Here is a 23819-nt window from a genome sequence, read left to right on the forward strand (position 1 = left end):
GAAATTCGAATGATCGGAATTGATCCGTTCAGATGACGTCGGATCGGCGACATCTCTCGTGTCGTCGACCCGCGCCCGCCGGCGGACTCAGATGATGCCGCGCTTGAGACGCCGGCGCTCACGCTCCGACAGGCCACCCCAGATTCCGAAGCGCTCGTCGTTGTGAAGTGCGTACTCGAGGCATTCCGCCTTCACCTCGCACCCCTGGCAGATGCGCTTGGCCTCACGGGTCGAGCCGCCCTTCTCCGGGAAGAACGCCTCGGGATCGGTCTGCGCACACAGCGCCCGGTCCTGCCACGATTCCTCGACGGCGTCGAAGAGCTCGTCGAATCCGTTGGGCACCAGGGCCAGATGCCGGCGACCGGACCGGTCGTCGGCGCCACCGGCGAAATCCGAAGCGGCGTCACCGATTTCGGGGACACCGGGGCGGGCGGTGCCGCCGATCATCGAATCATCGACCGGGCCGATGCCGTGAAATCCGGCGACATCGCGGTCCGCAGACCCTGCGACGACGCTCGAATCCGAGATGTACTGCGGGCGATCATGTGGTTCAAGCGGATTGCCGATCGGGTTGTCCAAAGCCATCGTCGGCGCCTCCTAGCTCGGGATTTCGGTCGTTAACTGTCCTTCGCGAACACGACATGTGTGCCGTACCCACCACTGCTGCCACACCACTTGTACTACGCGTCGGCGAAGTGCCTGCTCGCGTTGCACACAGCGCCCGAGCGACGGCACCCCATCCGCTGCCGACCCCCCCCCTTGGCCGAGTTCGAACATATGATCGAATCCGTTGGAGGCCAGCGGTTCTCGACTTCGAAGGTTCTCGATCTCAAACTCGGAATGACACTGATGTGATTAGACACGCCGAGGGCGCTCCGGGTCAAGTCGAAACGAAGATTCCCCTTTACCATCGCCGACTGCTCTTCATGTGACTCGACACGGCGAGATCAACCAAGCCCGACGAAGATCACACTCCGCCGACGCGTCGCCTTTGCCCGAGCCGCCTCCGGCGCCGACGGCGGGGCCCGCTCCGAAGACCACTAGAGTGGCGGTGTGAAGGAGTACCTGCTGTGAAGGTGACCGTACTCGTCGGCGGCGTGGGAGGCGCGCGATTCCTGCTCGGCGCACGCGAACTCTTCGGCGCCACCCCGTTCCCGCCGCTCCCGGACGCCCCGGCCGGCGACCACGAGATCACCGCGATCGTCAACGTCGGCGACGACGCCTGGATGCACGGCGTGCGCATCTGCCCCGATCTCGACACGTGCATGTACACGCTCGGTGGCGGCATCGACCCCGAACGCGGCTGGGGCCGCCGCGACGAGACCTGGAACGCCAAGGAGGAGCTTGCCGCCTACGGAGCCGACCCGGACTGGTTCGGTCTCGGCGACCGTGACCTCGCCACGCACTTGATCCGCACCCAGATGCTCGATGCGGGCTTCCGGCTCTCCGACGTCACCGCCGCCCTGTGCCGCCGTTGGAACCCGGGCGTGCGCCTGCTCCCGGTGACCGACGACCGGCACGAGACGCACGTCGTCATCGCCAAACCGGATGGCGCGGAGGACGAACGTGTCGCCATCCACTTCCAGGAATGGTGGGTGCGTCACCGGGCCCAGGTCCCGACCTTCGGCTTCGCCCAGGTCGGCTCCGACGACACCACCCCGGCCCCCGGCGTGCTCGACGCGATCGCCGAGGCCGACGTGGTGCTGCTCGCGCCGTCGAATCCGGTGGTGAGCATCGGCGCGATCGTGAGCGTCCCCGGGATGCGCAGCGCGCTGCGGTCGACGAAGGCCAAGATCGTCGGCATCTCGCCGGTGATCGACAACCGCCCGCTGCGCGGCATGGCCGACGAGTGCCTGTCGGTCATCGGGGTCGAGACCTCGGCCGAGGCGATCGCGGCCCATTACGGCGCCCGCAGCGGCAACGGGATCCTCGACGGCTGGCTCATCGCCGACGGCGACCGGGCGAGTGTCGACGGCATCGCCATCGGGTCGGCCCCGCTGCTGATGACCGACCCGGCCGCCACCGCGCAGATGATCCGCGCGGCATGTGCGCTCGTGGACGTCGCCCTGCCCGGCCGGAACGTGGGCACGGCGTGAGCGAGCGCACCGACCACCGGGCGCCGGGCGGTCTGGAGATCCGACCGGTCACCGGACTCGGCGAGTTCGGTCCGTCGTCGGATGTGGCCGGTGAGATCCTCGCCGCCGCACCGTGGTTGGCCGACGGCGACATCCTGGTGGTGACCAGCAAGATCATCTCCAAGGCCGAGGGCCGGATGGTGACCGCGCCGACCGATCCCGACGAGCGGGACGCGTTGCGGCGACGACTCGTCGAAGCCGAGTCGGTCCGGGTGCTGGCACGCAAGAACCGCACCCTCATCACCGAGAACCGCCTCGGCCTGGTGCAGGCGGCCGCGGGCATCGACGGCTCCAACGTCCGCACCGACGAGCTGGCGCTGCTCCCGGAGAACCCGGATGCCAGCGCGGCGCGCCTGCGGCGCGAGATCGCCGAGCGCGCCGGCCTCGACGTGGCCGTCATCATCACCGACACCATGGGCCGTGCCTGGCGCACCGGGCAGGTCGACGTCGCCATCGGTTCGGCCGGCATCGCCGTCAGCCATCCGTACGACGGCGGTGTCGATGACTACGGCAATCCGCTGGTCGTCACCGACATCGCGGTCGCCGACGAACTCGCGGCCGCCGCCGATCTGGTCAAGGGCAAGCTCGACGGGGTGCCGGTCGCCGTGGTCCGCGGATTCGCGCCGGTCGACGACGGCACGACCGCAGCCGACCTCATCCGGCCCGCCGAGGAGGACCTGTTCCGACTGGGCACCGAGGAGGCGATTGCGCAAGGGCGCCGGGAGGCCGTCCGCACGCGCCGCTCGGTGCGTTCCTTCGACGATCGCCCGGTCGACCCCGGCCTGCTTCGGGAGGCGCTCGGCGAGGCGCTCACCGCCCCGGCGCCGCACCACACGCACCCGGTCCGGTTCGTCTGGGTCCGCTCGGCGGATCGGCGACGAGAGCTGCTGGACGCGATGAACGCCGACTGGCGCGCCGACCTGACCGCCGACGGCAAGTCGGAGGAGTCGATCGCCAAGCGCCTGCGGCGCGGGCAGATCCTCTACGACGCACCGGAACTCGTGATCCCGTTTCTCGTCCCCGAGGGTGCGCACACCTACCCCGACGATCGCCGCAACGCCGCCGAGCACACCATGTTCACGGTCGCCGCGGGCGGCGCGGTGGCGAGCCTGCTGATCGCGCTGTCGGTCCGGGAGATCGGGAGCTGCTGGATCGGGTCCACGATCTTCGCCGCGCCCACCGTCCGCCGCGTGCTCGGACTCGACGACGCGTGGGAGCCGCTGGGCGCCGTGGCCATCGGACACCCGCGCGAACCCGCACCGCTGCGCCCGGCCGCCCCGACCGAAGAATGGGTGATCGAGCTGTGAGCGCCGAATCGCTGCACGCGTCCGCAGTGGCGGCCCTGACGTCGTGGACTGCGCCCACCTCGGCGCAGGACAGCCTGCGGCACGCATACCTGGCGTTCCTCGCCGCGACCTCCGAGGCGTGCCTGAGGGCTTGTGCCGCCGGGCATCTCACCGGATCGGCGATCGTCTTCGACGCCGACCGCCGCCACGTGCTGCTGACCCTCCATCCCCGCGTCGGGAAGTGGATCCAGCTCGGCGGACACTGCGAGCCGTCCGACGACACCCTCGCCGACGCGGCGCTGCGCGAGGCCCGGGAGGAGTCCGGGATCGCCGGCCTCGACCTCGACCGCGACGCACCCGACGCCGGACTGGTCCACCTGCACACGCACCCGATCACGTGCTCGCTGGGGGTCCCGACGCGGCACCTCGACGTGCGCTACCGGATCGTCGCCGCACCCACCGCGGACGGATCGCTGCCGCGGTTCGCCCGCAGCGAGGAGTCGGTGGACCTGCAGTGGTGGCCGATCGACGCGCTGCCCGACAACGCCGACGCCGACATCGGCGAGCTCATCCGGGCCGCGCTGGACTGACCGCGGAGCGCACGCGCCTGCCGCTCGGGGCCCGGGAGGTGCGCGCGGGTCCTAGACCCGAACGCCCTTGCCCACCGTCACCACGCCGCCGGCGCTGACGGAGAAGCGTTCCCGGTCGGCGTCGAGGTCGACGCCGATCTGCTCGCCGTCCCCGATCACGACGTTCTTGTCGAGGATCGCGCGGCGCACGACGGCACCCTTGCCGATGCGCACGCCGGGCATCAGCACGGCGCCGTCGACGACGGCACCGTCCTCGACGATGACGTTCGACGACAGCACCGAGTTGCGGACCGTACCCGCGGAGATGATGCAGCCGGCACCCACCACGGAGTCCTCTGCCACACCGCCCTGCACGAACTTCGCGGGCGGCAGGTTGTGGGTCTCACCCCGGATCGGCCACTTGGTGTTGTAGAGGTTGAAGATCGGGTGCACGGACACCAGGTCCATGTGGGCCTCGTAGAAGGCGTCGAGGGTTCCGACGTCGCGCCAGTATCCCTTGTCGCGTTCGGTGGCGCCGGGGACCTCGTTGTCCTTGAAGTCGTAGACGTGGGCCTGCCCGCGGGCGACGAACGCCGGGATGATGTCGCCGCCCATGTCGTGGTCGGAGTCCGAGTCGGCGGCGTCGGCGCGCAGCGCCTCGACCAGGGCCTCGGTGCTGAACACGTAGTTGCCCATCGAGGCGAAGGTGACGTCCGGATCGTCGGGGGTTCCGGGCGGATCGGCGGGCTTCTCCAGGAACCGTGTGATCCGGCCCGAGTCGTCGGCGTCGATGCACCCGAAAGCGGTGGCCTCCGCACGGGGCACGCGGATGCCGGCGACCGTCACCTCGGCACCGGACTCGATGTGCGCCGCGACCATCTGCGACGGGTCCATCCGGTACACGTGGTCGGCTCCGAAGACCACGATGTACTCGGGCTCCTCGTCGGAGATGAGGTTCATCGACTGGAAGATGGCGTCGGCGCTGCCGGTGTACCAACGAGGGCCGAGGCGCTGCTGCGCGGGCACCGGGGTGATGTACTCCCCGTGGAATCCCGACGTCCACCACGTCTGCGAGATGTGCCGGTCCAGTGAGTGCGATTTGTATTGCGTGAGCACGCAAATGCGTTCGTATCCGGCGTTGACCAGGTTGGAAAGCACGAAGTCGATCAGCCGGTAGGCACCGCCGAACGGCACCGCAGGCTTGGCGCGGTCCACCGTGAGCGGGTAGAGGCGCTTGCCTTCTCCACCGGCGAGGACGATGCCGAGGACGTGCGGCTGTGATCTCACTCCCCCAACTTAACCGCGATCGGGGGCACGGGCCAGACGACGGGCGAGTTGGAACCGGCCCCCGCGGTAACCGTCCGGGTGCACCGCGGGACCGGGCCCGGAGCCCGGGCACCGCTGCGATGGCGAAGACCCCGGGCAACCACTAGCGTCATCACCATGAGGGTGGCGATGATGACCCGGGAGTATCCACCCGAGGTGTACGGCGGTGCCGGCGTACACGTCACCGAATTGGTCCGGCACCTACGCGATCTCGCGACGGTCGACGTCCACTGCATGGGAGCCGAGCGCGACACCGCCCGGGTCTACTCCCCCGACCCCGGGCTGGCCGGGGCGAATGCGGCGATCACGACGCTCTCCGCGGACCTGCGCATGGTCGTCGGCGCCGAGGGCGCGGACGTCGTTCACTCGCACACCTGGTACACCGGCCTCGCCGGCCACCTCGCCGGGCAGCTCTACGGCATCCCGCACATCCTCACCGCTCACTCGCTGGAACCGTCGCGGCCGTGGAAGGCCGAACAGCTCGGCGGCGGATACCGGGTGTCGAGCTGGGTCGAACGAAACGCCGTCGAGTACGCCGACGCGGTCATCGCCGTCAGCTCCGGCATGCGCAACGACGTTTGCTCCACCTACCCCCGACTGGACCCGGGGCGGGTCCACGTGGTCCGAAACGGCATCGACACCACCCGGTGGCATCCGGTCGACGACCCGTTCGGGCCGGACTCGACACTGACCGCGCTCGGCGTCGACCCCACCCGTCCGATCGTGGCGTTCGTCGGCCGCATCACCCGGCAGAAGGGCGTCGCCCATCTCGTCGCGGCCGCCCATGACTTCGATCAGGAGATCCAGCTGGTCCTCTGCGCCGGCGCGCCCGATACCCCGGAGATCGGCGCGGAGATCGAGACCGCGGTCGCCGAGCTGTCGGCGTCCCGTCCCGGCGTCTACTGGGTCCGCGAGATGCTCCCCCTACCGCGCATTCGTGAGATCTTGAGCGCCGCAACGGTGTTCGTCTGCCCATCGGTGTACGAACCGCTCGGCATCGTCAACCTCGAGGCCATGGCCTGCGGAACCGCGGTGGTGGCCTCCGAGGTGGGCGGCATACCCGAAGTCGTCCGCGATCACGTCACCGGGCGCCTCGTCCCCTACGATCCGGTCGACCCGAAGGCCTTCGAACACGACCTGGCCGAGGCCGTCAACGCGGTCGTCGGCGATCCCGCCGCGGCCGCCGTCATGGGCCGGGCCGGACGCGACCGGGCCGAGGCCGAGTTCTCCTGGTCGTCGATCGCCGAACAGACGCTGGCGGTGTATCAGTCGGCGCTGCGCTGAGCGACCGCCCGCCGTCCGAGCACCTTCGGGCGGCAGGTCGTCACGAGCACCGAAATCGTGACCGGGATGGTCCCGGTTCCGACGAGATCTGCTGCGCGCGAGCGGATGTCGGTCTCCTGTGAGTGAAAGGCCGAGGGCCCCATCGCCACCAGGTCGCCGACGGTCGCGGCGTCGACGTCGACCGCGGCGCGCACCGGCGCCGACTCGATCACCTCGAAATGCTCGTCGAGCGCGGCATGCAGACGTTCGGACTTGGCGGAGTCGACCCGCAGCATCTTCATCGGACCGACGACCTCGGCGAGGTGGTCGGCATCGGGCGACACGACGATCAGCGCCCCGTCCGGACGCAGCACGCGGGCGAACTCGGCGCCGTTTCGGGGGGCGAAGACCGAGAGCGCCACCGTGACGCCCTCGTCCGCCATGGGCAGGCCCCGCCAGATGTCGGCGACGATCGCGGCGTGCGGCGGTGTGCCGCGCGCGATCGCCCGGGCACAGTACTTGGACAGGTCGATACCGATGCCGCGGGCGTCATCTCCCAGCGCGCCGACCGCCGCGCGCAGGTAGTGACCGCCACCGGCTCCCGCGTCGAGCACGACGGGCCGCGGTACGTCCGTACCGAATCGGCGCGTGCGGTCGGCCACGGCGTCGACGACACAGGTGAAGAAACCGGTGTCGTGGACGCGCGCACGAGCCGCGACCATCGCCGCGGTGTCTGCGCGCAGTGATGCCGAACGCCCGTCGAGCAGCGACACGTAACCCTGACGGGCAACGTCGAAGGTGTGTCCGTTGTCACAACGAAGCGACACCAGACGGGCCGGGCGGGTGACGGAATCACCACGCGCCGGCCCAGCCCCGGATTCCGGCGTTCCGAATGATCCGGCGCAGACCGGACATCGAAGCAGCTCGACGACGTCGGAGAGCTCTCCGGTCAGCTAGTGACCCCGCGGAGTTCCTCGCCCAGCGCGGCGGCCTCGTCGGCGGTCAGTTCGACGACCAGACGCCCACCACCCTCGATCGGAATCCGGACAACGATTCCACGCCCTTCCTTGGCCGCTTCGAGGGGGCCGTCCCCAGTACGTGGCTTCATTGCCGCCATTCTCAAGCTCCCTTCACAATGTCCTGCTCTGAACATGATACGTGTCCGCGTCTCAATGGAATGTGAGTGCGCGACACGAGCGTCGGACCGACAGTCCCGCATCACCTCTCGCCGGAGGTGTCCGGACCCTCTTCCCACGCCGCCGAATCCACCTGGGCGGCGTCGTGAACCCGCTGCTCGCGGGCGGTTTCGACGGCGATGGGAGCCGACGGCCCGTCGAGGGCCGGGCCGGGGTCGCCGGCGCCGCCGACGGCCGACCGGGACACCTGTTCGCGTTCTCGCAGATCTGCGATCACGGTGCGCAGATCGTCGACCTCGCGCGCGAGTCGGGCCAGTGCCCAGTCGACCTCGGACTGCTTGTAGCCCCGCAGGGTCTGCTGGAATCGCAGCGCGCGGACGTCGTCCCCGCTGATCCCCGAAGAGGGCAGCCTCGTGAGGGTGGTGTCCGGCTCGATGGGGGGCAGCTCCTCCCCGCGGCCGAAGACGAACCACACGAGGGCATAGATCACCGCGGCGACGAGCGCCATGATGAGCAGGTACAGCAGCAGCGTCTGCATGCGTTCCATCCTGACAGACCCGACGCGCCGGACGGAGCCGCCGGGATCGGCAGACGGGCCGGACACGACTCCGGCGACACCCGGACGACGCGCGGTCTGCGTGTCGCGGTGTCGCCGGGAGCTCGGGGGTCGCTCGGGGCGGCTAGGAGGCCATCTCCTTGGCACCCATCGCCCGCAGCGTGTTCATCGGCGGCCGGTCCTCGAGATAGACCTCGGTGGTGTGCGGCGTGAACGTGCCGTCGGGTTCGGCGGTGAACTGGGTGAGCCCGACGCCGGAGTCCTCGATGCCGCACCGGCGCATCAAGGTGCCGACGATCTGGCGGCTCATCACGCCGAGTTCCACCAGCGGCCGGTTGCGGTGCGTGCGCACGCCCAGGTTGACCTGGCCGATGCCGTTCAGGCCGTAGCGGTCGTAGGTGTCGATGAGCAGACCGATCTCGACGCCGTAGCCGGGCGCGAACGGAACCGCCGACAACATCTCCCGGGTGCCGGCGTACTCACCGCCGAGCGGCTGCAGCACCGCGGTGAGCTCGGGCTTCTGCGACGCCAGCAGCGGCCGGGCGACCAGCTCGGTGACGCGGCCGCCCCCGTTGGCGTCCTGGGCGCCGCCGGTCAGCAGCGGACGGCGGTAGTAACCCTTGACCAGGTGGATCTCCGGGTTGATGAGCAGCGGACCCAGCATCTTGGGCACGAACATCGGATCCGGGTCGATGAGGTCGGAGTCGACGAAGGCGATGATGTCGCCGGTGGTCGCGGCGATCGACCGCCACAGCACCTCGCCCTTGCCCTTGACGGGCTCGAGCTCGGGCACGGCCTCCTCACGGCTGATCACCCGCGCCCCGGCGGCGCGGGCGCGCTCGGCGGTGGCGTCGGTGGACCCGGAGTCGAGGACGATCAGTTCGTCGACCAGCGTGCCGTACAGCGGCATGATCGAGGCGATGACGTCGGCGACCGTCTCCTCCTCGTTGAGCGCGGGGAGCACCACTGAAACGGTGCGTCCGTCCTTCGCGGCGACGAGCTCGTCGATCGTCCAGTCGGGCTTCTCCCAGGTGTGGGTTGCCGACCAGAGCTGCTTGGAGCCGGATGCCTCCGCGGGCGTCGGCCACACGGCGGCCTTGTCCCGACTGATGACGGTGGGTGTACGTCGCTTCTGCTGCTTGGTCATGCGAGTCCCCTGACTGTTCGGGCGGGTGGTCTACTTCCCGCGATGGCAGCGACCATGTCGACCACGCGCCGGGTGGCGGCGACCTCGTGAACGCGAAAGATCCGGGCACCGTGTTCGGCGGCCAGACTCGTCGCGGCGAGAGTTCCCTCCAACCGGTGCTCTAGGTCTGTACCCAGAGTCTCCCCCACGAAGTCCTTGTTGCTCAGCGCCATGAGCACCGGCCAGCCGGTGTTAACAAGATCTTTCACACGGCGTAACAGAGCCAGCCCGTGGTGCGTATTCTTGCCGAAATCGTGCGTCGGATCGATAACGATCGAATCCCGACGCACGCCCGCCGCGAGGGCGCGCTCGGCCGCCGCGGTCACCTCTGCCACCACGTCGTCGACCACATCGTCCACGGCGTCGCCGTAGCCGACCCGATGCGGACGGGTGCGCACGCGCGCGCCTCCGGTATGCGAGCAGACGATCCCCGCACCCCGTGCCGCGGCCACCTCGACGATGTCGGGGTCGTATCCGGCCCAGGTGTCGTTGACGATGTCGGCACCCGCCGCGCAGGCGCGGTCGGCGACCTCGCTGCGCCAGGTGTCGATGCTGATCAGCACGTCCGGGTACTGCTCGCGGATCCAGGCGATCATCGGCACGACGCGCTGTACCTCAGTCTGCGCGTCGACCTCCTCACCCGGCCCCGCCTTGACCCCGCCCACGTCGATGATGTCGGTGCCCTCGGCGACGACCTGGTGCACGCGCCGCTGCGCCGCCTCGTCGTCGAAGCTGGCGCCGCGGTCGTAGAACGAGTCGGGTGTCCGGTTCACGATCGCCATGATCAGGGCCCGATCGGTGGCGACCGGCCGGCCGCAGAGGGTCGGCGAGACCGTCATCCCTTGGGGACCTTGGCGGCCGCCACGTCCGCGGGGTAGTCGTCGTAGTACTCCACGTAGCCCTTCTCCCGTCCGGCGAGGACGTAGACCGTCTCCGGGTCCGCGTCCGCATAACCTTCCTTGCGGAGTTCGACCTTACGGTTCTTGAAAGTGGAGGTCTGCTCGAAGTCGTCGACGACGCGGACGAAGAGCGGCACCGCGTAGCTCGGCAGCGCCTTGTAGAGGTGCTGGGCCAGCGCCTTCGTGTCGAGGTCGGTGCCCTCGCGCAGCTTCACCGCGACCATCCCGGCACGACCGTCGGTGCCGGGCACCTCCACGCCGTAGGCCACCGACTGCGCGATGCCGTCGAACGCGTCGACCGCGCCCTCGACCTCCGTGGTCGCCACGTTCTCGCCCTTCCACCGGAAGGTGTCGCCGAGGCGGTCGACGAAGGAGATGTGCATCCAGCCCTGGTCGCGCACGAGGTCGCCGGAGTTGAAGTAGGCGTCGCCCTTCTTGAAGGCGTCGCGGACGATCTTCTTCTCGGTCTCGGCCTCGTCGGTGTACCCGTCGACGGGCACCCGGTCGGAGATCTCGGCGAGGAGCAGGCCCGTGCCGCCCTTGCCGACCTCCGTCAGGCGGCCGTCGGCGCCGCGCTTGGGATTGCCCTCCTCGTCGTACTCGACGATCTTGTACGGCAGCGGACAGAAACCGGCCGTCTTGTCGACGGTGAACGCGTTGACGAAGGCGAGGTTGAGCTCGCTGGCGCCGTAGAACTCGACCACGCGGTCGATGCCGAAGCGCTCGCGGAACTCGTCCCAGATCTCCGGCCGCATGCCGTTGCCGACCACGGTGTGGACCGAGTGCCGGCGATCGGTGGGCTTGGGCGGCTGGGCCAGCAGGTAGCGGCCCAGCTCGCCGATGTAGCAGAACGCGGTGGCGCGGTTGAGGATCACGTCGTCCCAGAACTTCGACGCCGAGAACGACCTGCCGATCGCGATGCAGGCGCCGGAGGCCAGCACCGACGCGAGCGAGACCGACAGCGCGTTGTTGTGGTACAGCGGCAGCGGCACGTACATGGTGTCGCTGGGACGCAGCCGCACCGCCAGCCCGCCGATGCCCGAGTAGCTGGCGAGCCACCGGTTGTGGCTCATCACGCTGGCCTTGGGCTTGCCGGTCGTGCCGGACGTGAAGATGTAGAAGGCCTTGGTCGACGCCGGCAGCTGCGCGGTGATCTCCGGGTCGGTGTCCGGCTTGCCCTCGGCGGCCTCGTCGAACGCGGCGAAGTCGTAGACGTGTTCGGGCAGAATCGATTCCGACACCGACTCGAGCGCCTCGCCGCACTCCGGGTCGTAGACGAGCACGGTGGCGTCGAGCAGCTTCATCGAGTGTTCGAGCACCTCGCCGCGCTGGTTGTAGTTCAGCATCCCCGCGACCGCGCCGAGTTTGACCGTCGCGAGCATCAGCAGGAGATCGGTCGCGTTGTTCTTGCTCAGGATCGCGACGACGTCACCCTTGCCCACCCCCGCCTCGGAAAGGACTGCGGCGTAACGGTTCACCCGTCGGTTGGCCTCGCCGTAGGTGGTGGTGCGACCCTCGAACCGGACGAACGGCCGGTCCGGATGGGCGTGGGCGAGCTTCTGGAAGACCGAGCCGATGGTCTTCTTCGCCTCCGGGGGACGCCGGATCAGTCCCGGCGCGTGCTTGAGCATCCCGGCCGCCTGCGGCGCCATCTTCACCACGCCGCGCAGCAGGTCGCGCACCCCTACGGTCTTCACCGCGTCCTTGGTGGTCTTCGTGTTCCCGGCGTCCTCCGGGGTCGACGAGCTCGCGCTCGAGTCTGCAGACGTGTCCGTCTGGACGTCCTTGCGCTGGATGTCTGGGGACATGTGGCCTCCGCTCTCCGCTGGGCGTCATTGAGTGCCCCGCGCACTCACGCGCGATACCTTACCGGCCGGTAAGAAAACTTCTACCCCCGAGTCGCCAACTCCAGCGCCTCGTCGACCGACGACGTGACGAGCAGCCGATCCAACGAGCGCTGGGAGACGAAACCGGTTGTCGACAACTCTCGCAGCCAGGTCAGCAGCGGCGCGTAGAAATCGAAAGGATCGAGCAGCACCACGGGCTTGTCGTGCATCCCGAGGTAGCCGCCGGTCCAGGTCTCGAACAGCTCCTCGAGGGTTCCGATACCCCCCGGGAGCGTGATGAAACCGTCGGCGCGCTCGTCCATGAGCCGCTTGCGCTCGCGCATGGTCTCGGTGACGACGAGTTCGTCGGACCCGAGGTCGGCGACCTCGCGGTCCATGAGGGACCGCGGGATGATCCCGACGGTGTGGCCGCCGGCCGCTCGCGCCGCGGTGACCAGCGCACCCATCATGGAGATGTTGCCGCCGCCGGAGACGATCGTGTGGCCGGCCTCCGCCAGAGCGGTACCCACCTCCGCGGCGAGATCGATGAAACGCTGTTCGACGGTGCCCGACGAACAGTAGACGCAGACGGCACTCACCGCGTCATCGTGCCATCTGCGGCCGACGGCCGGTCCGAGGGCCGCGCCACCGCGGTCGCGTGGATCGCGGCGACCACGTCCTCCGGCTCGTCGACGACGGTCAGCAGATCGAGATCCTCGGCGGCGATCATGCCGCGGGCGACCAGCACGTCGCGCATCCAGTCGAGCAGGCCTGCCCAGAACTCGGTGCCCACAAGCACGATCGGGAAGCGCACGACCTTCTTGGTCTGGACCAGGGTCAGCGCCTCGAACAGCTCGTCGAGCGTTCCCAGGCCGCCGGGCAGGCAGACGAAGCCGACCGCGTACTTGACGAACATCGTCTTGCGGACGAAGAAGTAGCGGAAGTTCATGCCGAGGTCGACCCACGGGTTCAGCGTCTGCTCGAAGGGCAGCTCGATGTTGAGGCCGATCGACTGGGCGCCCGCCTGGTGCGCGCCCTGGTTGGCCGCCTGCATCGCGCCGGGACCGCCGCCGGTGATGACGGCGTAGCCCGCCTCGCCGAGCGCGCGACCGACCTCCACGCCGAGCGCGTACTCCGGGGAGTCCGGCTTCATCCGGGCCGATCCGAAGACCGTGACCGCCTCGGCCACCTCGCTCATCGCGTCGAAGCCGGCGACGAACTCCGACTGGATGCGCAGGACCCGCCACGAGTCGCGCATCGTGCGCTCGGCACGACGCTCGGCGTCGCGCGGGTCCACCCACTCGAGGAGGCGACGGTCGGTGGTCTTGCCCAGACGTTGCTGCGGACGGACGCGGATCGGCCCGATGTACAAGGCGTCGTCGGCCTCGGGATCGTTCGTGGGAGGTTCCGGATTCGACATGCGATCGACGCTAGCAGCGCGTGACGAAGAGCCCGGTCAACGACGAGCCCGCGTCACGGTCTCGCGCCCGGGGCGCCGACCGCAGCTCAGGACAGGTAGGCGCGCAGCAGCTCGGTGACCTCGCGGATCTGCGCCACCGGAACGCGCTCGTCGCGGCGATGGGCGAGGTTCGGGTCGCCCGGGCCGAGATTGACCGCCGGGATGCCGAGCGCGGAGAACCGCGAGACGTCGGTCCAGCCGTACTTCGCGCGGAAGCGCCCCTGCGCCGCCTCGACGAGCGCGGCCGCCGCGGGACGGTCGAGTCCGGGCAGGGCCCCGGCCGCGGCGTCGGTCACCTCGAGCGTGACCGTGCCGTCGGCGAGGTCGGCCGCGAAGACCTCCCGCACGTGGTCGAGGGCCTGCTCCACCGAGCGATCGGGTGCGAAGCGGAAGTTGACGTCGACGTGCGCGGCGTCGGGGATGACGTTGCCTGCCACGCCGCCGGCGACCGCGACCGCCGAGAGCCCCTCGCGGTACTCGCAGCCGTCGATGTCGACGCGGCGCGGCTCGTAGGCGGCGAGGGTGGTGAGCACCCCGCCGAGCTTGTGGATCGCGTTGTCGCCCATCCACGAACGCGCCGAATGAGCACGGGTGCCGGAGGTCGACAGCCGCACCCGCAGGGTCCCCTGGCATCCGGCCTCGATGAGCCCGCCGGTCGGCTCGCCCAGGATCGCGACGTCGCCGGCGAGCCACTCCGGCAACTCCCGCTCGACGTCGTTGAGGCCGTTGAACTCGGCGGCGATCTCCTCGCAGTCGTAGAAGATCAGGGTCAGGTCGTGTGCGGGTTCGGCGATGGTCGCCGCGAGATGGAGGAAGACCGCGTCACCGGACTTCATGTCGACGGTGCCGCAGCCGTGGAGGATGTCGCCCTCGGTGGGGTGGTTCTCGCGGCGCGAGGGCAGGTTGCCGGCCACCGGAACGGTGTCGAGGTGACCGGCGAGGATGACCCGCTGGGCACGACCGAGGTTCGTCCGGGCGAGCACGCGGTTGCCGTGGCGCAGGACCTCGAATCCCGTCGTCTGCTCCCGCAGGGCGGCCTCGACCGCGTCGGCGATCGCGGACTCGTTGCGCGATTCGCTCTCGATGTCGACGAGGGCGGCGGTCAGTTCGACGGGATCGGCGGCGAGGTCGAGTGTGCTCACGTGGTCAACGGTATCCCCCGGCGTCTCACCCGGAGGCCCCGGAGGTCGGGGTCAGCTCGGCCGCGCCGAAGGACACGCTGAACCGCACGCACCACAGGAACACCGACGGGTAGGCGTCGAGGTCGACCCAGGCGGGGATCTCGTAGACCTGGTCGCCCTTGTTGCCCTTGATCATCCCGAGGTCGACGTGAGGCGGCCCGGCCGCGGTGCGCCATCCGGACAAGCCCTCCACCACCTCGGCCTGCGACAGCCAGACATGGACGTCGGGGCCGGTGGTGGTGTCGAGGTCCTCGATCGCGAGAATCCTCGACCCGTCGGGCTTCTCGATGACCGACACCGCGCCCGAGGTGGAGTGCTCGTGACCGATGAGGCGCCCCTGCGCGAGGACCACCGGGCCCGCCGGCGGCGCCTGGCCGCCATCCGGCGTGTGGTCCCCCGGCGTCGTCGGTGTGGCCGCGACGGGGATCTCGTCGTCGATCTCGGTGTCGACGAAGACCAGCCAGGGCTGGAAGAGCACCGCGGCGGCCGCCAGGCCGACGGCGACCACGACCCCCGCGCCGCCGAGCACCCAGGGCCACCGGCGCCGCCGGACGGGCCGGGGCGGGGTCGGTCCGGGTGGCGCCGAGGGCGGTGGGACAGGACCGGTCATGGCAGCGACGTTACGAGTCGGCACCCCGTGCCACCAGGTCTTTGTGCCGTTCGGATGACCCGTCCCGGCGCGGCGTCGACCGTCCGCGGGCGAGTGGAGGCCGGGCGGGCGGCAGCCGGTCGATCACCTAGACTGACGTCTCGTGACAACTACTGGCGCACACGCAACAGGCATCGCAACCGTGACCGACGGGGGCGCGAACCCCGGGGTCGTGCTCGACGTCTGGTTCCCCAAGCCCGAGCTCGACGGCGTCGAGACCGCCGAGACCGTCGTCCTCGACGCCGAGAACACCCCGGCCGAGCTGCGCGAACTCGTCGGCACCGACGAGGCCCGCGGCGTGAAGACGGTGGCCGTCCACACCGGCATCGCCGACCTGTCGGCCGCCCCGGTCGACGCCTATGACGTCTACCTCCGGCTGCACCTGCTCTCCCACCGGCTGATCAAGCCGCACGGCGCCAACCTCGAGGGCATCTTCGGGTTGCTGACGAACGTCGTGTGGACCAACCACGGCCCCTGCCAGATCGAGGACTTCGAGACCGTGCGCGCCAAGCTGCGCGCACGCGGCCCGGTCACCGTGTACTCGATCGACAAGTTCCCGCGCATGGTCGACTACGTGGTCCCCGGCGGCGTCCGCATCGGCGACGCCGACCGCATCCGGCTCGGCGCGCACCTCGCCTCCGGCACCACCGTCATGCACGAGGGCTTCGTGAACTTCAACGCCGGCACCCTCGGCTCGTCGATGGTCGAGGGTCGCATCTCGGCCGGCGTCGTGGTCGGCGACGGCTCCGACATCGGCGGCGGCGCGTCGACGATGGGCACCCTGTCCGGTGGCGGCAAGGAGATCATCTCGCTCGGCAAGCGCTGCCTGCTCGGTGCGAACTCCGGCTGCGGCATTCCGCTCGGCGACGACTGCGTGATCGAGGCCGGCCTCTACGTGACCGCCGGCACCAAGGTCACCGGCCCGGACGGCACCCAGGTCAAGGCGCGCGAGCTCGCGGGTCAGTCGAACCTGCTGTTCCGCCGCAACAGCCTCACCGGCGCGGTCGAGGTCGTGCCGTGGAAGGGCGACGGCATCGCGCTCAACGAGGCGCTGCACAAGAACGACTGAGGTCGTCGACCTCGCCTGACGCGAAGAAACCCACGACCCCCGGGGTCGTGGGTTTCTTCGCGGGTGGAGGGTTAGTGTTCAGGCGGTGAGTCGCGCGGCGGCCGCGGCGATGCGCTCATCGGTCGCGGTGAGCGCCATGCGGACGTGCCTCTCCCCCGCCGGGCCGTAGAAATCGCCGGGCGCGCAGAGGATTCCGCGCTCTGCCAGCCAGGCGACGGTGTCCCGGCACGGTTCGTCGCGGGTCGCCCACAGGTACAGGCCGGCCTCGGAGTGGTCGACGCGGAAGCCGGCGGCCTCGACCGCGGCGAGCAACGTCGCGCGCCGGGCCGCGTACCGCTCGCGCTGTTCGTCGACGTGCGCGTCGTCGCGGAGGGCGGCGGTCATCGCGCCCTGGATCGGGAACGGCAGCATCAGACCGGCGTGCTTGCGCACCGCGAGCAGTTCGGCGATCAGCTCGGTGTCGCCGGCCAAGAAGCCCGCCCGGTACGAGGCGAGGTTGGAGATCTTCGACAGCGAGTGCACCGCGATGAGTCCGGTGTGGTCGCCGTCGCACACCCGCGGGTCGAGGATCGAGACCGGCTCGCCCTCCCAGTTCAGCCCCAGGTAGCACTCGTCGGAGACCACGACGGTCCCCCGCTCGCGCGCCCACGCGACGACCTTGCGCAGGTGGTCGACGGGCAGCACCTTGCCGGTGGGGTTCGACGGCGAGTTCACGAACATGAGCGCCGGCGTCATCGGACCGAGGGCGACCGTCGAATCCGCCCGGACCGGCCGGGCACCGGCCAGCAGGGCGCTCACCTCGTAGGTCGGGTAGGCGACCTCGGGAATGACGACGTCGTCGCCCGGACCGAGGCCGAAGGTCGAGGCCAGGCCGGCGATCGCCTCCTTGGTGCCGATGACCGGCAGGATGCCCGACGCGTCGAGGTTGGTGACGCCGTGGCGCCGGGTCAGCGACTCGGCGGCGGCCTCGCGCAGTTCGGTGGTGCCGATCGTGGTCGGATATCCCGGGAACCCCGACGCGTCGGCGAGTGCGTCGCGGATCAGCTGCGGCACCGGGTCGACGGGTGTGCCGACCGAGAGGTCGACGATGCCGTCCGGATGGGCCGCGGCCGTGGCCTTCGCGCCGGCGAGGGTGTCCCACGGGAAGTCGGGCAGCCGACCGCTCACGCGGGTCGCCGACACCCGAAGCGGTGCCGCTGCACGGGAGGCGGGTGTGCTCACGTCAGGCCAGTCCTATCCGTCCGGTCGATGCCGACGCGGCCGGGTGTTCCGGCGGCGTCGGCTCTCCCACCGTCAGTCGTCTCGTACTGTCAGTCGTCTCGTGCTGTCCGTCGTCTTCGTACTGTCAGTCGTCTTCGTTCATGGGCGGCAGACCCTTGATGAACGCCGGATCGGCGTCGGTCTTGCCGACCTTGCTCGCGCCGCCCGGCGAACCGAGGTCGTCGAAGAAGTCCGCGTTGGCGCTGACGTAGGGCTCCCACTCATCCGGGACGTCGTCCTCGTAGAAGATGGCCTCGACCGGGCACACCGGCTCGCACGCACCGCAGTCCACGCACTCATCCGGCTGGATGTAGAGCATGCGCCCACCCTCGTAGATGCAGTCGACGGGGCATTCCTCCACGCAAGCCTTGTCCATGACGTCGACGCAAGGCTCCGCGATGATGTAGGTCACCACTCACTCCTTCGCTAGGAAGATCGTTGCCGGCGCGACGGGTTGAGCGCTCCGGCGTCGAACACTCTCCGGCGTCGGCGCCGGTTCGGCCCGGGGCTGATCGGACCGCAACCCACAGTATCCGCCGAGCGTGCACCCGCCGCGAAATCGGCCCCCGCCTCCCGGCCACATGCGGGCGCTTCAGTGGCCGGGATCACACGGCTCCCGCGGGGGCGGAACACGGTGCCAGGGGGTCTTCCGCGGACCGGCGCACCACGGATCGGGGGTTTCGCTCAGCGTGCCGACAACTCTCGACCTGCGCCGGACGAACAGGCATCATGGCGCCCATGATCGTCGTGTCGAAGCCGGTCGCCGTGGACCGTCCCCGTACCGGCCTGTGGGTCGTGCGCGGGCTCGAGCCGGCCTCGCGGGCGATGTGTATGTGTTGTCGCTGATGCGCAGATCTCCCGACCCACATCCACTCCCCCGAGGATTCGCCATGACCTCCACCCTCTCGCGCCCGAGCGCGGCCACACTTCGTTCACAGCCGAACCCGACGACCCGGCGGCGGTTCGTCGCCGAGACCCCGCGGTCACGGACCCATCTGCCCACCCGGCTTCGCCCGGCCGACCTGCTGCGGATCACCGACCAGGGCGTCGCCGACGTCCTCGACGGGCGGCACGACCATCTGCTCCCCGCGGAGTGGGACCCGGTCCAGCGCTGGTCGACGCGGATCCACGCCGACGACGACGTCGATGTCTGGCTGATCAGCTGGACGCCCGGCGAGGCCACGGAACTGCACGACCACGCCGGTTCGCTCGGCGCACTGACCGTGCTGTCCGGATCGTTGCGGGAATACCACTGGACCGGCGAGAAGCTCGACGTCCGGGTTCTCGACGCCGGCGACCAAGCCGCCTTCCCGCTCGGCTGGGTGCACGACGTCGTGCAGAACCCCTCGATCACCGTGACCGGCCCGACGCTGAGCGTGCACGCCTACTCGCCGCCGCTGACGGCGATGTCGTACTACGAGGTGGCCGAGGGCAGCCACCTGCGGCGGACCCGCACCGCGCTCACCGACGAACCCGAATGAGCCCGGACCCGAGCGAGCGCCGAACCCTGATGAGCAACAGACCCGCTCCCCGCACCATCGACGACGTACTCGCCGAGGCCCGCGCACGCCTCGACCGGCTCGAGGCGGCAGATGTCCCCGGCGAACTCGCGAACGGGGCGGTCCTCGTCGACATCAGGCCCGCCGCCCAGCGCGCGCAGGAGGGTGAGATCGGGCAGGCGTTGATCATCGAGCGCAACGTCCTGGAATGGCGCTGCGACCCGTCCTCCGACGCCCGCATCCCCGAGGCCGCCGACCATGACGTCCGGTGGATCATCCTCTGCCAGCAGGGCTACACGTCGAGCCTGGCCGCGGCGGCGCTGCAGGATCTCGGACTCCACCGCGCGACCGACGTGATCGGCGGGTACGAGGCGCTCGCGCCGCTGCTCGGTTGAGGCGCCGCCGAGCCGGTTGAGCCGCCGCCGAGCCGGTCGAGCCGCCGTCGAGCCGAGCTCGATCGCGGCGCATCAGGATCGCGCGCAGCCGCAGATTCGCGGTCGCCGGTGTTCGTGCGGTCAGCCCGCGACCCCGTGGAGCCTCAGGCGACCGCGGGCCACGGCAGCGGGACCGGCCGGGTGTCGAGGGCGAGACCGGTCTCGGGGTCCGAGAGCGCGCCCACGTGGTCGGCGAGCGCCGGGTCGATCCACTCCGACGCGGCGAGCACGTACGACGGCTGTGCCGTGATCCGTTCGGTCAGGACGAAATCCGACTCCGCGGTGCGTGCGGCGAGGGCGTCGAGGTTGGGCCACGGACGCTCCGGGTTGACGTGGTCCGGGGTCAGCGGCGAGACCCCGCCCCAGTCGTCGATGCCCGAGGCGATCAGCGCGGCGCATTCGGCCGGCGACACCAGGTTCGGCGGCGCCTGCACCCGCATGTGGGGTCCGAGGACGATACGCGCGACGGCGACCGCGGCGAGGAACTCGGTCATCTCCGCGTCCGGCGTGGAGCGCATCGCGGTGTCGGGCTTGGCCCGGAAGTTCTGGACGATGACCTCTTGGATGTGTCCGGATCCGGCGTGCGCGTCGGCGATCGCGAAGAACGACTCGGCGCGCTCCCGCATGGATTCCCCGATGCCGACGAGAATCCCGGTGGTGAACGGCACCCGGGCCGCTCCCGCGTCGCGCAGGACCTGCATCCTCACCAGCGGGTCCTTGTCCGGGCTGCCGTAGTGCGGCTGCCCCTTCTCGGTGAACAGCCGACGCGAGGTGGTCTCGAGCATCATGCCCATCGACGGGGCCACCGGCCGCAGCCGCCGCAGCTCCTCGAGGCTCATCACGCCGGGATTCAGGTGCGGCAGCAGGCCGGTCTCGTTCAGGACGGCCACCGCGGCGGCGCGCACGTAGTCCAGCGTCGAGGAGTATCCGCGCTCGGTCAGCCATTCCCGGGCCTGCGGCCAGCGGTCCTCGGGGCGGTCGCCGAGGGTGAACAACGCCTCCTTGCAGCCGAGTTCGGCTCCACGCCGTGCGAGATCCACGACCTCGTCGAGTTCGAGGTAGAGCCCCTCTCCGGCGCGCGCGAGCTTGCCCGGCACGGTGACGAAGGTGCAGTAGTGGCACCGGTCCCGGCACAGGCGCGTCAGCGGGATGAACACCTTGCGCGAATACGTCACCTGGCGCGGCCGGCCGATCGCGGCGAGCCCTTCGTCGCGGATCGCGCCGGCGACCGACTGCAGCCGGGTGAGATCGTCGCCCGCACAATGCAGCAGCGCGACGGCCTGGTCGACGTCGATGGGCTCCCGGTTCTCGGCCGCCGCGAGTGCGGCGGCGACGGCACTCGGGTCCGGTCGCGGATCCTCGTGCGGCGAGGCGTTTCTCACGGTCGGGATGCTCAGGTCGGTCATCGGCGGACCTTGTCGGGTTCGGTCAGGAAGGGCGCGGGATCGAAGGTGCCGTTGCGCTCTCGGAACGACGCCGCGGTCCCCGGCCACAGCAGGGTGAGACGACGGCTCTCCGGATCGACATACCAACTGTCGCAACCGGTCAACCACACGGTGGAGGCACTGCGCTCGTCGATCTCGCGGGTGTAGGCTTCCTCGGCCTCGGCCGAGACCTCGAGCACCCGGACACCGCGCTCGGCGGTGTAGTCGAGCGCGCCGAGCACGTAGTCGAGCTGCGTCTCGATCATGTAGATGGCGGAGTTGTGGCCGAGCGCGGCGTTCGGCCCGTCGAGGACGAACATGTTGGGAAAGCCGCTCACCACGGTCGAGGCGTAGGAGGTCATCCCCGACGACCAGTGCTCGGACAGTCGGCGTCCGCCCCGCCCGGCGACCCGCACGGCCGCCGGCGGGCGCGCCGCCTCGAATCCCGTCGCCATGACGAGCACGTCGAGGTCGTAGGTGCGGCCGCTGCGGGCGGTGGCCTTGGACTCGATCACCGACTCCAGCGCGCTCGGCTCGAAGACCACGTTGGGACGCTGCAGCGCCGGATAGAAGTCGTCGCTGAGAAGGATTCGCTTGCAACCGATCTCGTAGTCGGGGGTGAGCTGTTCGCGCAGCACCGGGTCGGCGACCTGGGCCAGCAGGTGGTCGCGCGCGCGTGCCCGGATCTCGTCGATGTCCGGGTGCAGGCCGAGACGCTGGCGGAAGGCGGCGTCGGCCTCGGTGAGGAGGCGATCCCGGACCTCGGCCGCGACCTCGGGATCGCGCAGCGCCGCCCGCTCCTGCTCGGTGTACCGACGGTCCTCCCTGGGCACCACATACGGTGGCGTCCGGCAGAAGACGACGAGTTCTTCGGCCGTCTCGGCGAGGTGCGGGATGACCTGCACCGCCGACGCGCCGGTGCCGACGACACCGATCCGCGCGCCGTCGACCGCCACGGCGTCGTGCCAGGCCGCGGTGTGTACGACCTGCCCGGGGAATCCGTCGAGTCCGTCGATCCGGGGGATCTTCGGCTCGGACAGCCGGCCCACCGCCAGCACGAGGTTGCGGGCGAGGACGGTGCGCTCGGAACCGTCGGCGCCACCCGCGGCGATCACCCAGCGGGCCTCGGCGTCGTCCCAATGCGCTTGCCGCAGTTCGGTTCTCAGCCAGATGCGATCCGCGAAGCCCTCGTCGGCGACGGTCTGCTCGAGGTAGTCGCGGATCTCGGCTCCGCTCGGGTACCGCGACGCCCAGTCGGCCGGTGGCCGGAAGGAGAACGAGTACAGGTGCGCGGGGATGTCGCAGGCGATGCCGGGGTAGACGTTGTCGCGCCACGTGCCGCCCACTGCGTCGGCGCGCTCGAGGACGACGAAGGACTCGCGGCCGCGCCGGGCCAGCTGCGTGGCCATGCCCAGGCCGGCGAAACCGGCGCCGACGATCGCCACGTCGACCTCGACCGCCGACGCGCGGTCCCGGGCTGCTCCCTGCGAGGTCACCGTCACGGATGCACCTGCGGGATCGGGAGGAGACGGGCGGGGTCGGGAGCGCCGTAGCGGGTGGTGCGCTGGCGCGGGACGCGACCGATCCGGTGGGCGGTGTCGGCGATGGTCTCGACATCGAGCACGCGCCCCGCCTCGGGCCCGGCCTCGGGCATCAGGCGACCGTCGAGCAGCACTCCCCCGATGTCGTCGACGCCGCCGCGGAGCACCTTCTCGACGGTCTCGGCGTCGAGCTTGGTCCACGCGACCTGCAGATGGTCGATGAGTCCGGCCGACATGAGGCGGGCCACCGCGTGCAGCGCGCGGGTCTCCCGCTGCGAGGCGGTGGCGGTCGCGGCATCGCGAAGGTGCGGCGGGGTGTTCGTGTCGACCATCGGCATCAGGATCAGCTCGCTGAAGCCACCGGTGCGGGCCTGGATGCCGAGGAGCGTGCGCAGGTGGGCGACCTGCTGCTCCGGGGACTCCACGTGGCCGTAGACGATGGTGGCCGTGGAGAACAGGCCGGTCCGATGGGCGGTCTCGATGACCTCGACCCACTCGCTCACCGGCATCGCCGTACCCGTCGGCGACAGATACGCCCGCACGGCGTCGTCGAGGATCTGCGCCGCGGTGCCCGGAACCGAGCCGAGACCGGCGTCGCGCAGCCGCTGCAGGTGCTCGGCGACGCCGACCCCCGAGCGGCGGGCGCCGTCGGCGATCTCCGCGGCGCGGTAGGCGTGCAGGTGCAGGCCCTCGGCCGCGCCGGTGATCTCCGCGACGAGTCGCACGTAGTCCTCCGCCGGACGGTCGGCGGGCAACGGCCCCTGCATGCAGATCTCGGTGGCCCCGAGCTCGACGGCCTCGGCCACCAGGTCGGTGAGCGACGGATCGGCGCCGCGGGTGTCGGCCGAACCCAGCCGCGCCGCGACCGCGGTGTCCAGGTTGCGGTTGACGACGAAGGTCAGCGCCTCCGGATCGGTGACGCGACGACGGACCGCATCGGCGAGCTCGCAGAGCTCTTCGAGCCCGCTGCCCGAGGCCCCGAGCAGCGCGACCCAGCCCTCGGTGTCGAGGGCATCCGGGCCGAGGGCTGTCGGGTCGTCACGGAGTTGCCGCAGGGCGGCCGCGACGCGCTCGGTCGGGGCCGTGATGTCGTCGGCCCACGCGCGCAGAACCATGCTCAC

The 23819-nt window shown here is 70.3% G+C and carries 24 protein-coding genes; 7 read left to right on the forward strand and 17 right to left on the reverse strand.

What is annotated here, in order from left to right; genetic code table 11:
- Positions 1-87 precede the first annotated feature (87 nt).
- Positions 88-585, reverse strand: a complete 498-nt coding sequence (locus GP2_RS22440; protein ID WP_006898609.1) for a WhiB family transcriptional regulator — start codon at positions 583-585, stop codon at positions 88-90.
- Positions 586-1070: 485 nt separating this feature from the next.
- On the opposite strand from GP2_RS22440, the gene cofD reads away from it, so the two are divergent.
- The 3 genes from cofD to GP2_RS01170 are packed head-to-tail and all read left to right on the forward strand — an operon-like array spanning position 1071 to position 4011.
- Positions 1071-2096 (forward strand): 2-phospho-L-lactate transferase, encoded by a 1026-nt coding sequence (gene cofD, locus GP2_RS01160; RefSeq protein ID WP_006898610.1) that lies wholly within the window; start codon positions 1071-1073, stop codon positions 2094-2096.
- Positions 2093-3442, forward strand: coding sequence for a coenzyme F420-0:L-glutamate ligase (locus GP2_RS01165; RefSeq protein ID WP_006898611.1), 1350 nt, complete (start codon positions 2093-2095; stop codon positions 3440-3442). Before cofD ends, GP2_RS01165 begins: the two co-directional genes overlap by 4 nt.
- A complete protein-coding gene (locus GP2_RS01170; RefSeq protein WP_006898612.1) occupies positions 3439-4011 on the forward strand; it encodes an NUDIX hydrolase in 573 nt (190 codons plus the stop codon). Before GP2_RS01165 ends, GP2_RS01170 begins: the two co-directional genes overlap by 4 nt.
- Before the next feature lie 51 nt (positions 4012-4062).
- Here GP2_RS01170 and glgC read toward each other — a convergent pair whose 3' ends face one another.
- On the reverse strand, positions 4063-5277 hold the full coding sequence (gene glgC, locus GP2_RS01175) for a glucose-1-phosphate adenylyltransferase (RefSeq protein ID WP_006898613.1): 1215 nt from the start codon (positions 5275-5277) through the stop codon (positions 4063-4065).
- A gap of 156 nt (positions 5278-5433) precedes the next feature.
- Here glgC and glgA point away from each other — a divergent pair, with 156 nt between their 5' ends.
- The gene (glgA, locus tag GP2_RS01180; protein WP_217997240.1) at positions 5434-6600 is read left to right on the forward strand and encodes a glycogen synthase; all 1167 of its coding nucleotides are present in this window, start codon (positions 5434-5436) and stop codon (positions 6598-6600) included.
- Here the strand turns inward: glgA and GP2_RS01185 are convergent.
- The 10 genes from GP2_RS01185 to GP2_RS01225 form a co-directional block, all read right to left on the reverse strand.
- On the reverse strand, positions 6582-7406 hold the full coding sequence (locus tag GP2_RS01185) for a putative RNA methyltransferase (protein ID WP_006898615.1): 825 nt from the start codon (positions 7404-7406) through the stop codon (positions 6582-6584). The two genes, glgA and GP2_RS01185, sit on opposite strands and share 19 nt — an antisense overlap.
- Positions 7407-7528: 122 nt before the next feature.
- Positions 7529-7696: a DUF3117 domain-containing protein gene (locus GP2_RS21070; RefSeq protein ID WP_006898616.1), complete on the reverse strand. Its 168-nt coding sequence runs from the start codon at positions 7694-7696 to the stop codon at positions 7529-7531.
- Between the two features lie 101 nt (positions 7697-7797).
- Positions 7798-8253: a DivIVA domain-containing protein gene (locus tag GP2_RS01190; protein WP_006898617.1), complete on the reverse strand. Its 456-nt coding sequence runs from the start codon at positions 8251-8253 to the stop codon at positions 7798-7800.
- A 142-nt stretch (positions 8254-8395) separates the two neighbouring features.
- Positions 8396-9418, reverse strand: a complete 1023-nt coding sequence (locus tag GP2_RS01195) for a glucosyl-3-phosphoglycerate synthase (RefSeq protein WP_006898618.1) — start codon at positions 9416-9418, stop codon at positions 8396-8398.
- Positions 9415-10296, reverse strand: a complete 882-nt coding sequence (folP, locus tag GP2_RS01200; RefSeq protein ID WP_006898619.1) for a dihydropteroate synthase — start codon at positions 10294-10296, stop codon at positions 9415-9417. Before folP ends, GP2_RS01195 begins: the two co-directional genes overlap by 4 nt.
- Entirely contained in the window at positions 10293-12164 is a 1872-nt protein-coding gene (locus tag GP2_RS01205) for a long-chain-acyl-CoA synthetase (protein WP_006898620.1), read from the reverse strand. Before GP2_RS01205 ends, folP begins: the two co-directional genes overlap by 4 nt.
- Positions 12165-12244: 80 nt before the next feature.
- A complete protein-coding gene (locus GP2_RS01210; protein ID WP_006898621.1) occupies positions 12245-12781 on the reverse strand; it encodes an LOG family protein in 537 nt (178 codons plus the stop codon).
- Positions 12778-13602, reverse strand: a complete 825-nt coding sequence (locus tag GP2_RS01215; protein WP_006898622.1) for an LOG family protein — start codon at positions 13600-13602, stop codon at positions 12778-12780. Before GP2_RS01215 ends, GP2_RS01210 begins: the two co-directional genes overlap by 4 nt.
- 86 nt (positions 13603-13688) lie before the next feature.
- Positions 13689-14783, reverse strand: coding sequence for a succinyl-diaminopimelate desuccinylase (gene dapE / locus GP2_RS01220; protein ID WP_006898623.1), 1095 nt, complete (start codon positions 14781-14783; stop codon positions 13689-13691).
- Positions 14784-14808: 25 nt separating this feature from the next.
- The gene (locus GP2_RS01225; RefSeq protein WP_006898624.1) at positions 14809-15351 is read right to left on the reverse strand and encodes a DM13 domain-containing protein; all 543 of its coding nucleotides are present in this window, start codon (positions 15349-15351) and stop codon (positions 14809-14811) included.
- 223 nt (positions 15352-15574) lie between these two features.
- Here GP2_RS01225 and dapD point away from each other — a divergent pair, with 223 nt between their 5' ends.
- The gene (dapD, locus tag GP2_RS01230) at positions 15575-16540 is read left to right on the forward strand and encodes a 2,3,4,5-tetrahydropyridine-2,6-dicarboxylate N-succinyltransferase (protein ID WP_083900168.1); all 966 of its coding nucleotides are present in this window, start codon (positions 15575-15577) and stop codon (positions 16538-16540) included.
- 78 nt (positions 16541-16618) lie between these two features.
- Here dapD and dapC read toward each other — a convergent pair whose 3' ends face one another.
- Complete coding sequence (gene dapC / locus GP2_RS01235; RefSeq protein WP_006898626.1) at positions 16619-17761, reverse strand: succinyldiaminopimelate transaminase; 1143 nt, start codon at positions 17759-17761, stop codon at positions 16619-16621.
- Positions 17762-17885: 124 nt separating this feature from the next.
- Positions 17886-18215 (reverse strand): ferredoxin, encoded by a 330-nt coding sequence (fdxA, locus tag GP2_RS01240; protein ID WP_006898627.1) that lies wholly within the window; start codon positions 18213-18215, stop codon positions 17886-17888.
- A 475-nt stretch (positions 18216-18690) separates the two neighbouring features.
- Between fdxA and GP2_RS01245 the strand changes: the two genes are divergently transcribed.
- Together GP2_RS01245 and GP2_RS01250 are read left to right on the forward strand one after the other, a co-directional pair.
- The gene (locus GP2_RS01245) at positions 18691-19281 is read left to right on the forward strand and encodes a cysteine dioxygenase (protein ID WP_040526172.1); all 591 of its coding nucleotides are present in this window, start codon (positions 18691-18693) and stop codon (positions 19279-19281) included.
- Between the two features lie 29 nt (positions 19282-19310).
- The gene (locus tag GP2_RS01250) at positions 19311-19694 is read left to right on the forward strand and encodes a rhodanese-like domain-containing protein (protein ID WP_040526190.1); all 384 of its coding nucleotides are present in this window, start codon (positions 19311-19313) and stop codon (positions 19692-19694) included.
- A gap of 143 nt (positions 19695-19837) precedes the next feature.
- Here GP2_RS01250 and cofG read toward each other — a convergent pair whose 3' ends face one another.
- Genes cofG through GP2_RS01265 form a run of 3 tightly spaced genes read right to left on the reverse strand, consistent with a single transcriptional unit; the run spans position 19838 to position 23813 of the window.
- Positions 19838-21139 carry a 7,8-didemethyl-8-hydroxy-5-deazariboflavin synthase CofG gene (gene cofG / locus GP2_RS01255; protein WP_006898630.1) on the reverse strand — a complete coding sequence of 434 codons (1302 nt, stop codon included), beginning with the start codon at positions 21137-21139 and terminating at the stop codon, positions 19838-19840.
- Positions 21136-22659 carry a flavin-containing monooxygenase gene (locus tag GP2_RS01260; RefSeq protein WP_006898631.1) on the reverse strand — a complete coding sequence of 508 codons (1524 nt, stop codon included), beginning with the start codon at positions 22657-22659 and terminating at the stop codon, positions 21136-21138. The genes cofG and GP2_RS01260 overlap by 4 nt, the downstream gene beginning before the upstream one ends.
- Entirely contained in the window at positions 22656-23813 is a 1158-nt protein-coding gene (locus GP2_RS01265; RefSeq protein WP_006898632.1) for a hypothetical protein, read from the reverse strand. The genes GP2_RS01260 and GP2_RS01265 overlap by 4 nt, the downstream gene beginning before the upstream one ends.
- Between the last annotated feature and the right edge of the window lie 6 nt (positions 23814-23819).

The organism is Gordonia paraffinivorans NBRC 108238, assembly GCF_000344155.1.
GTDB classification, from domain to species: Bacteria; Actinomycetota; Actinomycetes; order Mycobacteriales; family Mycobacteriaceae; genus Gordonia; species Gordonia paraffinivorans.

Coding starts and splice junctions, on each gene's coding strand:
- GP2_RS22440 (WP_006898609.1), bottom strand. CDS start 585: ATGGCTTTGGACAACCCGATCGGCAATCCGCTTGAACCACATGATCGC.
- glgA (WP_217997240.1), top strand. CDS start 5,434: ATGAGGGTGGCGATGATGACCCGGGAGTATCCACCCGAGGTGTACGGC.
- GP2_RS21070 (WP_006898616.1), bottom strand. CDS start 7,696: ATGGCGGCAATGAAGCCACGTACTGGGGACGGCCCCCTCGAAGCGGCC.
- GP2_RS01190 (WP_006898617.1), bottom strand. CDS start 8,253: ATGCAGACGCTGCTGCTGTACCTGCTCATCATGGCGCTCGTCGCCGCG.
- GP2_RS01195 (WP_006898618.1), bottom strand. CDS start 9,418: ATGACCAAGCAGCAGAAGCGACGTACACCCACCGTCATCAGTCGGGAC.
- folP (WP_006898619.1), bottom strand. CDS start 10,296: ATGACGGTCTCGCCGACCCTCTGCGGCCGGCCGGTCGCCACCGATCGG.
- GP2_RS01205 (WP_006898620.1), bottom strand. CDS start 12,164: ATGTCCCCAGACATCCAGCGCAAGGACGTCCAGACGGACACGTCTGCA.
- GP2_RS01215 (WP_006898622.1), bottom strand. CDS start 13,602: ATGTCGAATCCGGAACCTCCCACGAACGATCCCGAGGCCGACGACGCC.
- GP2_RS01245 (WP_040526172.1), top strand. CDS start 18,691: ATGACCTCCACCCTCTCGCGCCCGAGCGCGGCCACACTTCGTTCACAG.
- GP2_RS01250 (WP_040526190.1), top strand. CDS start 19,311: ATGAGCAACAGACCCGCTCCCCGCACCATCGACGACGTACTCGCCGAG.
- cofG (WP_006898630.1), bottom strand. CDS start 21,139: ATGACCGACCTGAGCATCCCGACCGTGAGAAACGCCTCGCCGCACGAG.
- GP2_RS01265 (WP_006898632.1), bottom strand. CDS start 23,813: ATGGTTCTGCGCGCGTGGGCCGACGACATCACGGCCCCGACCGAGCGC.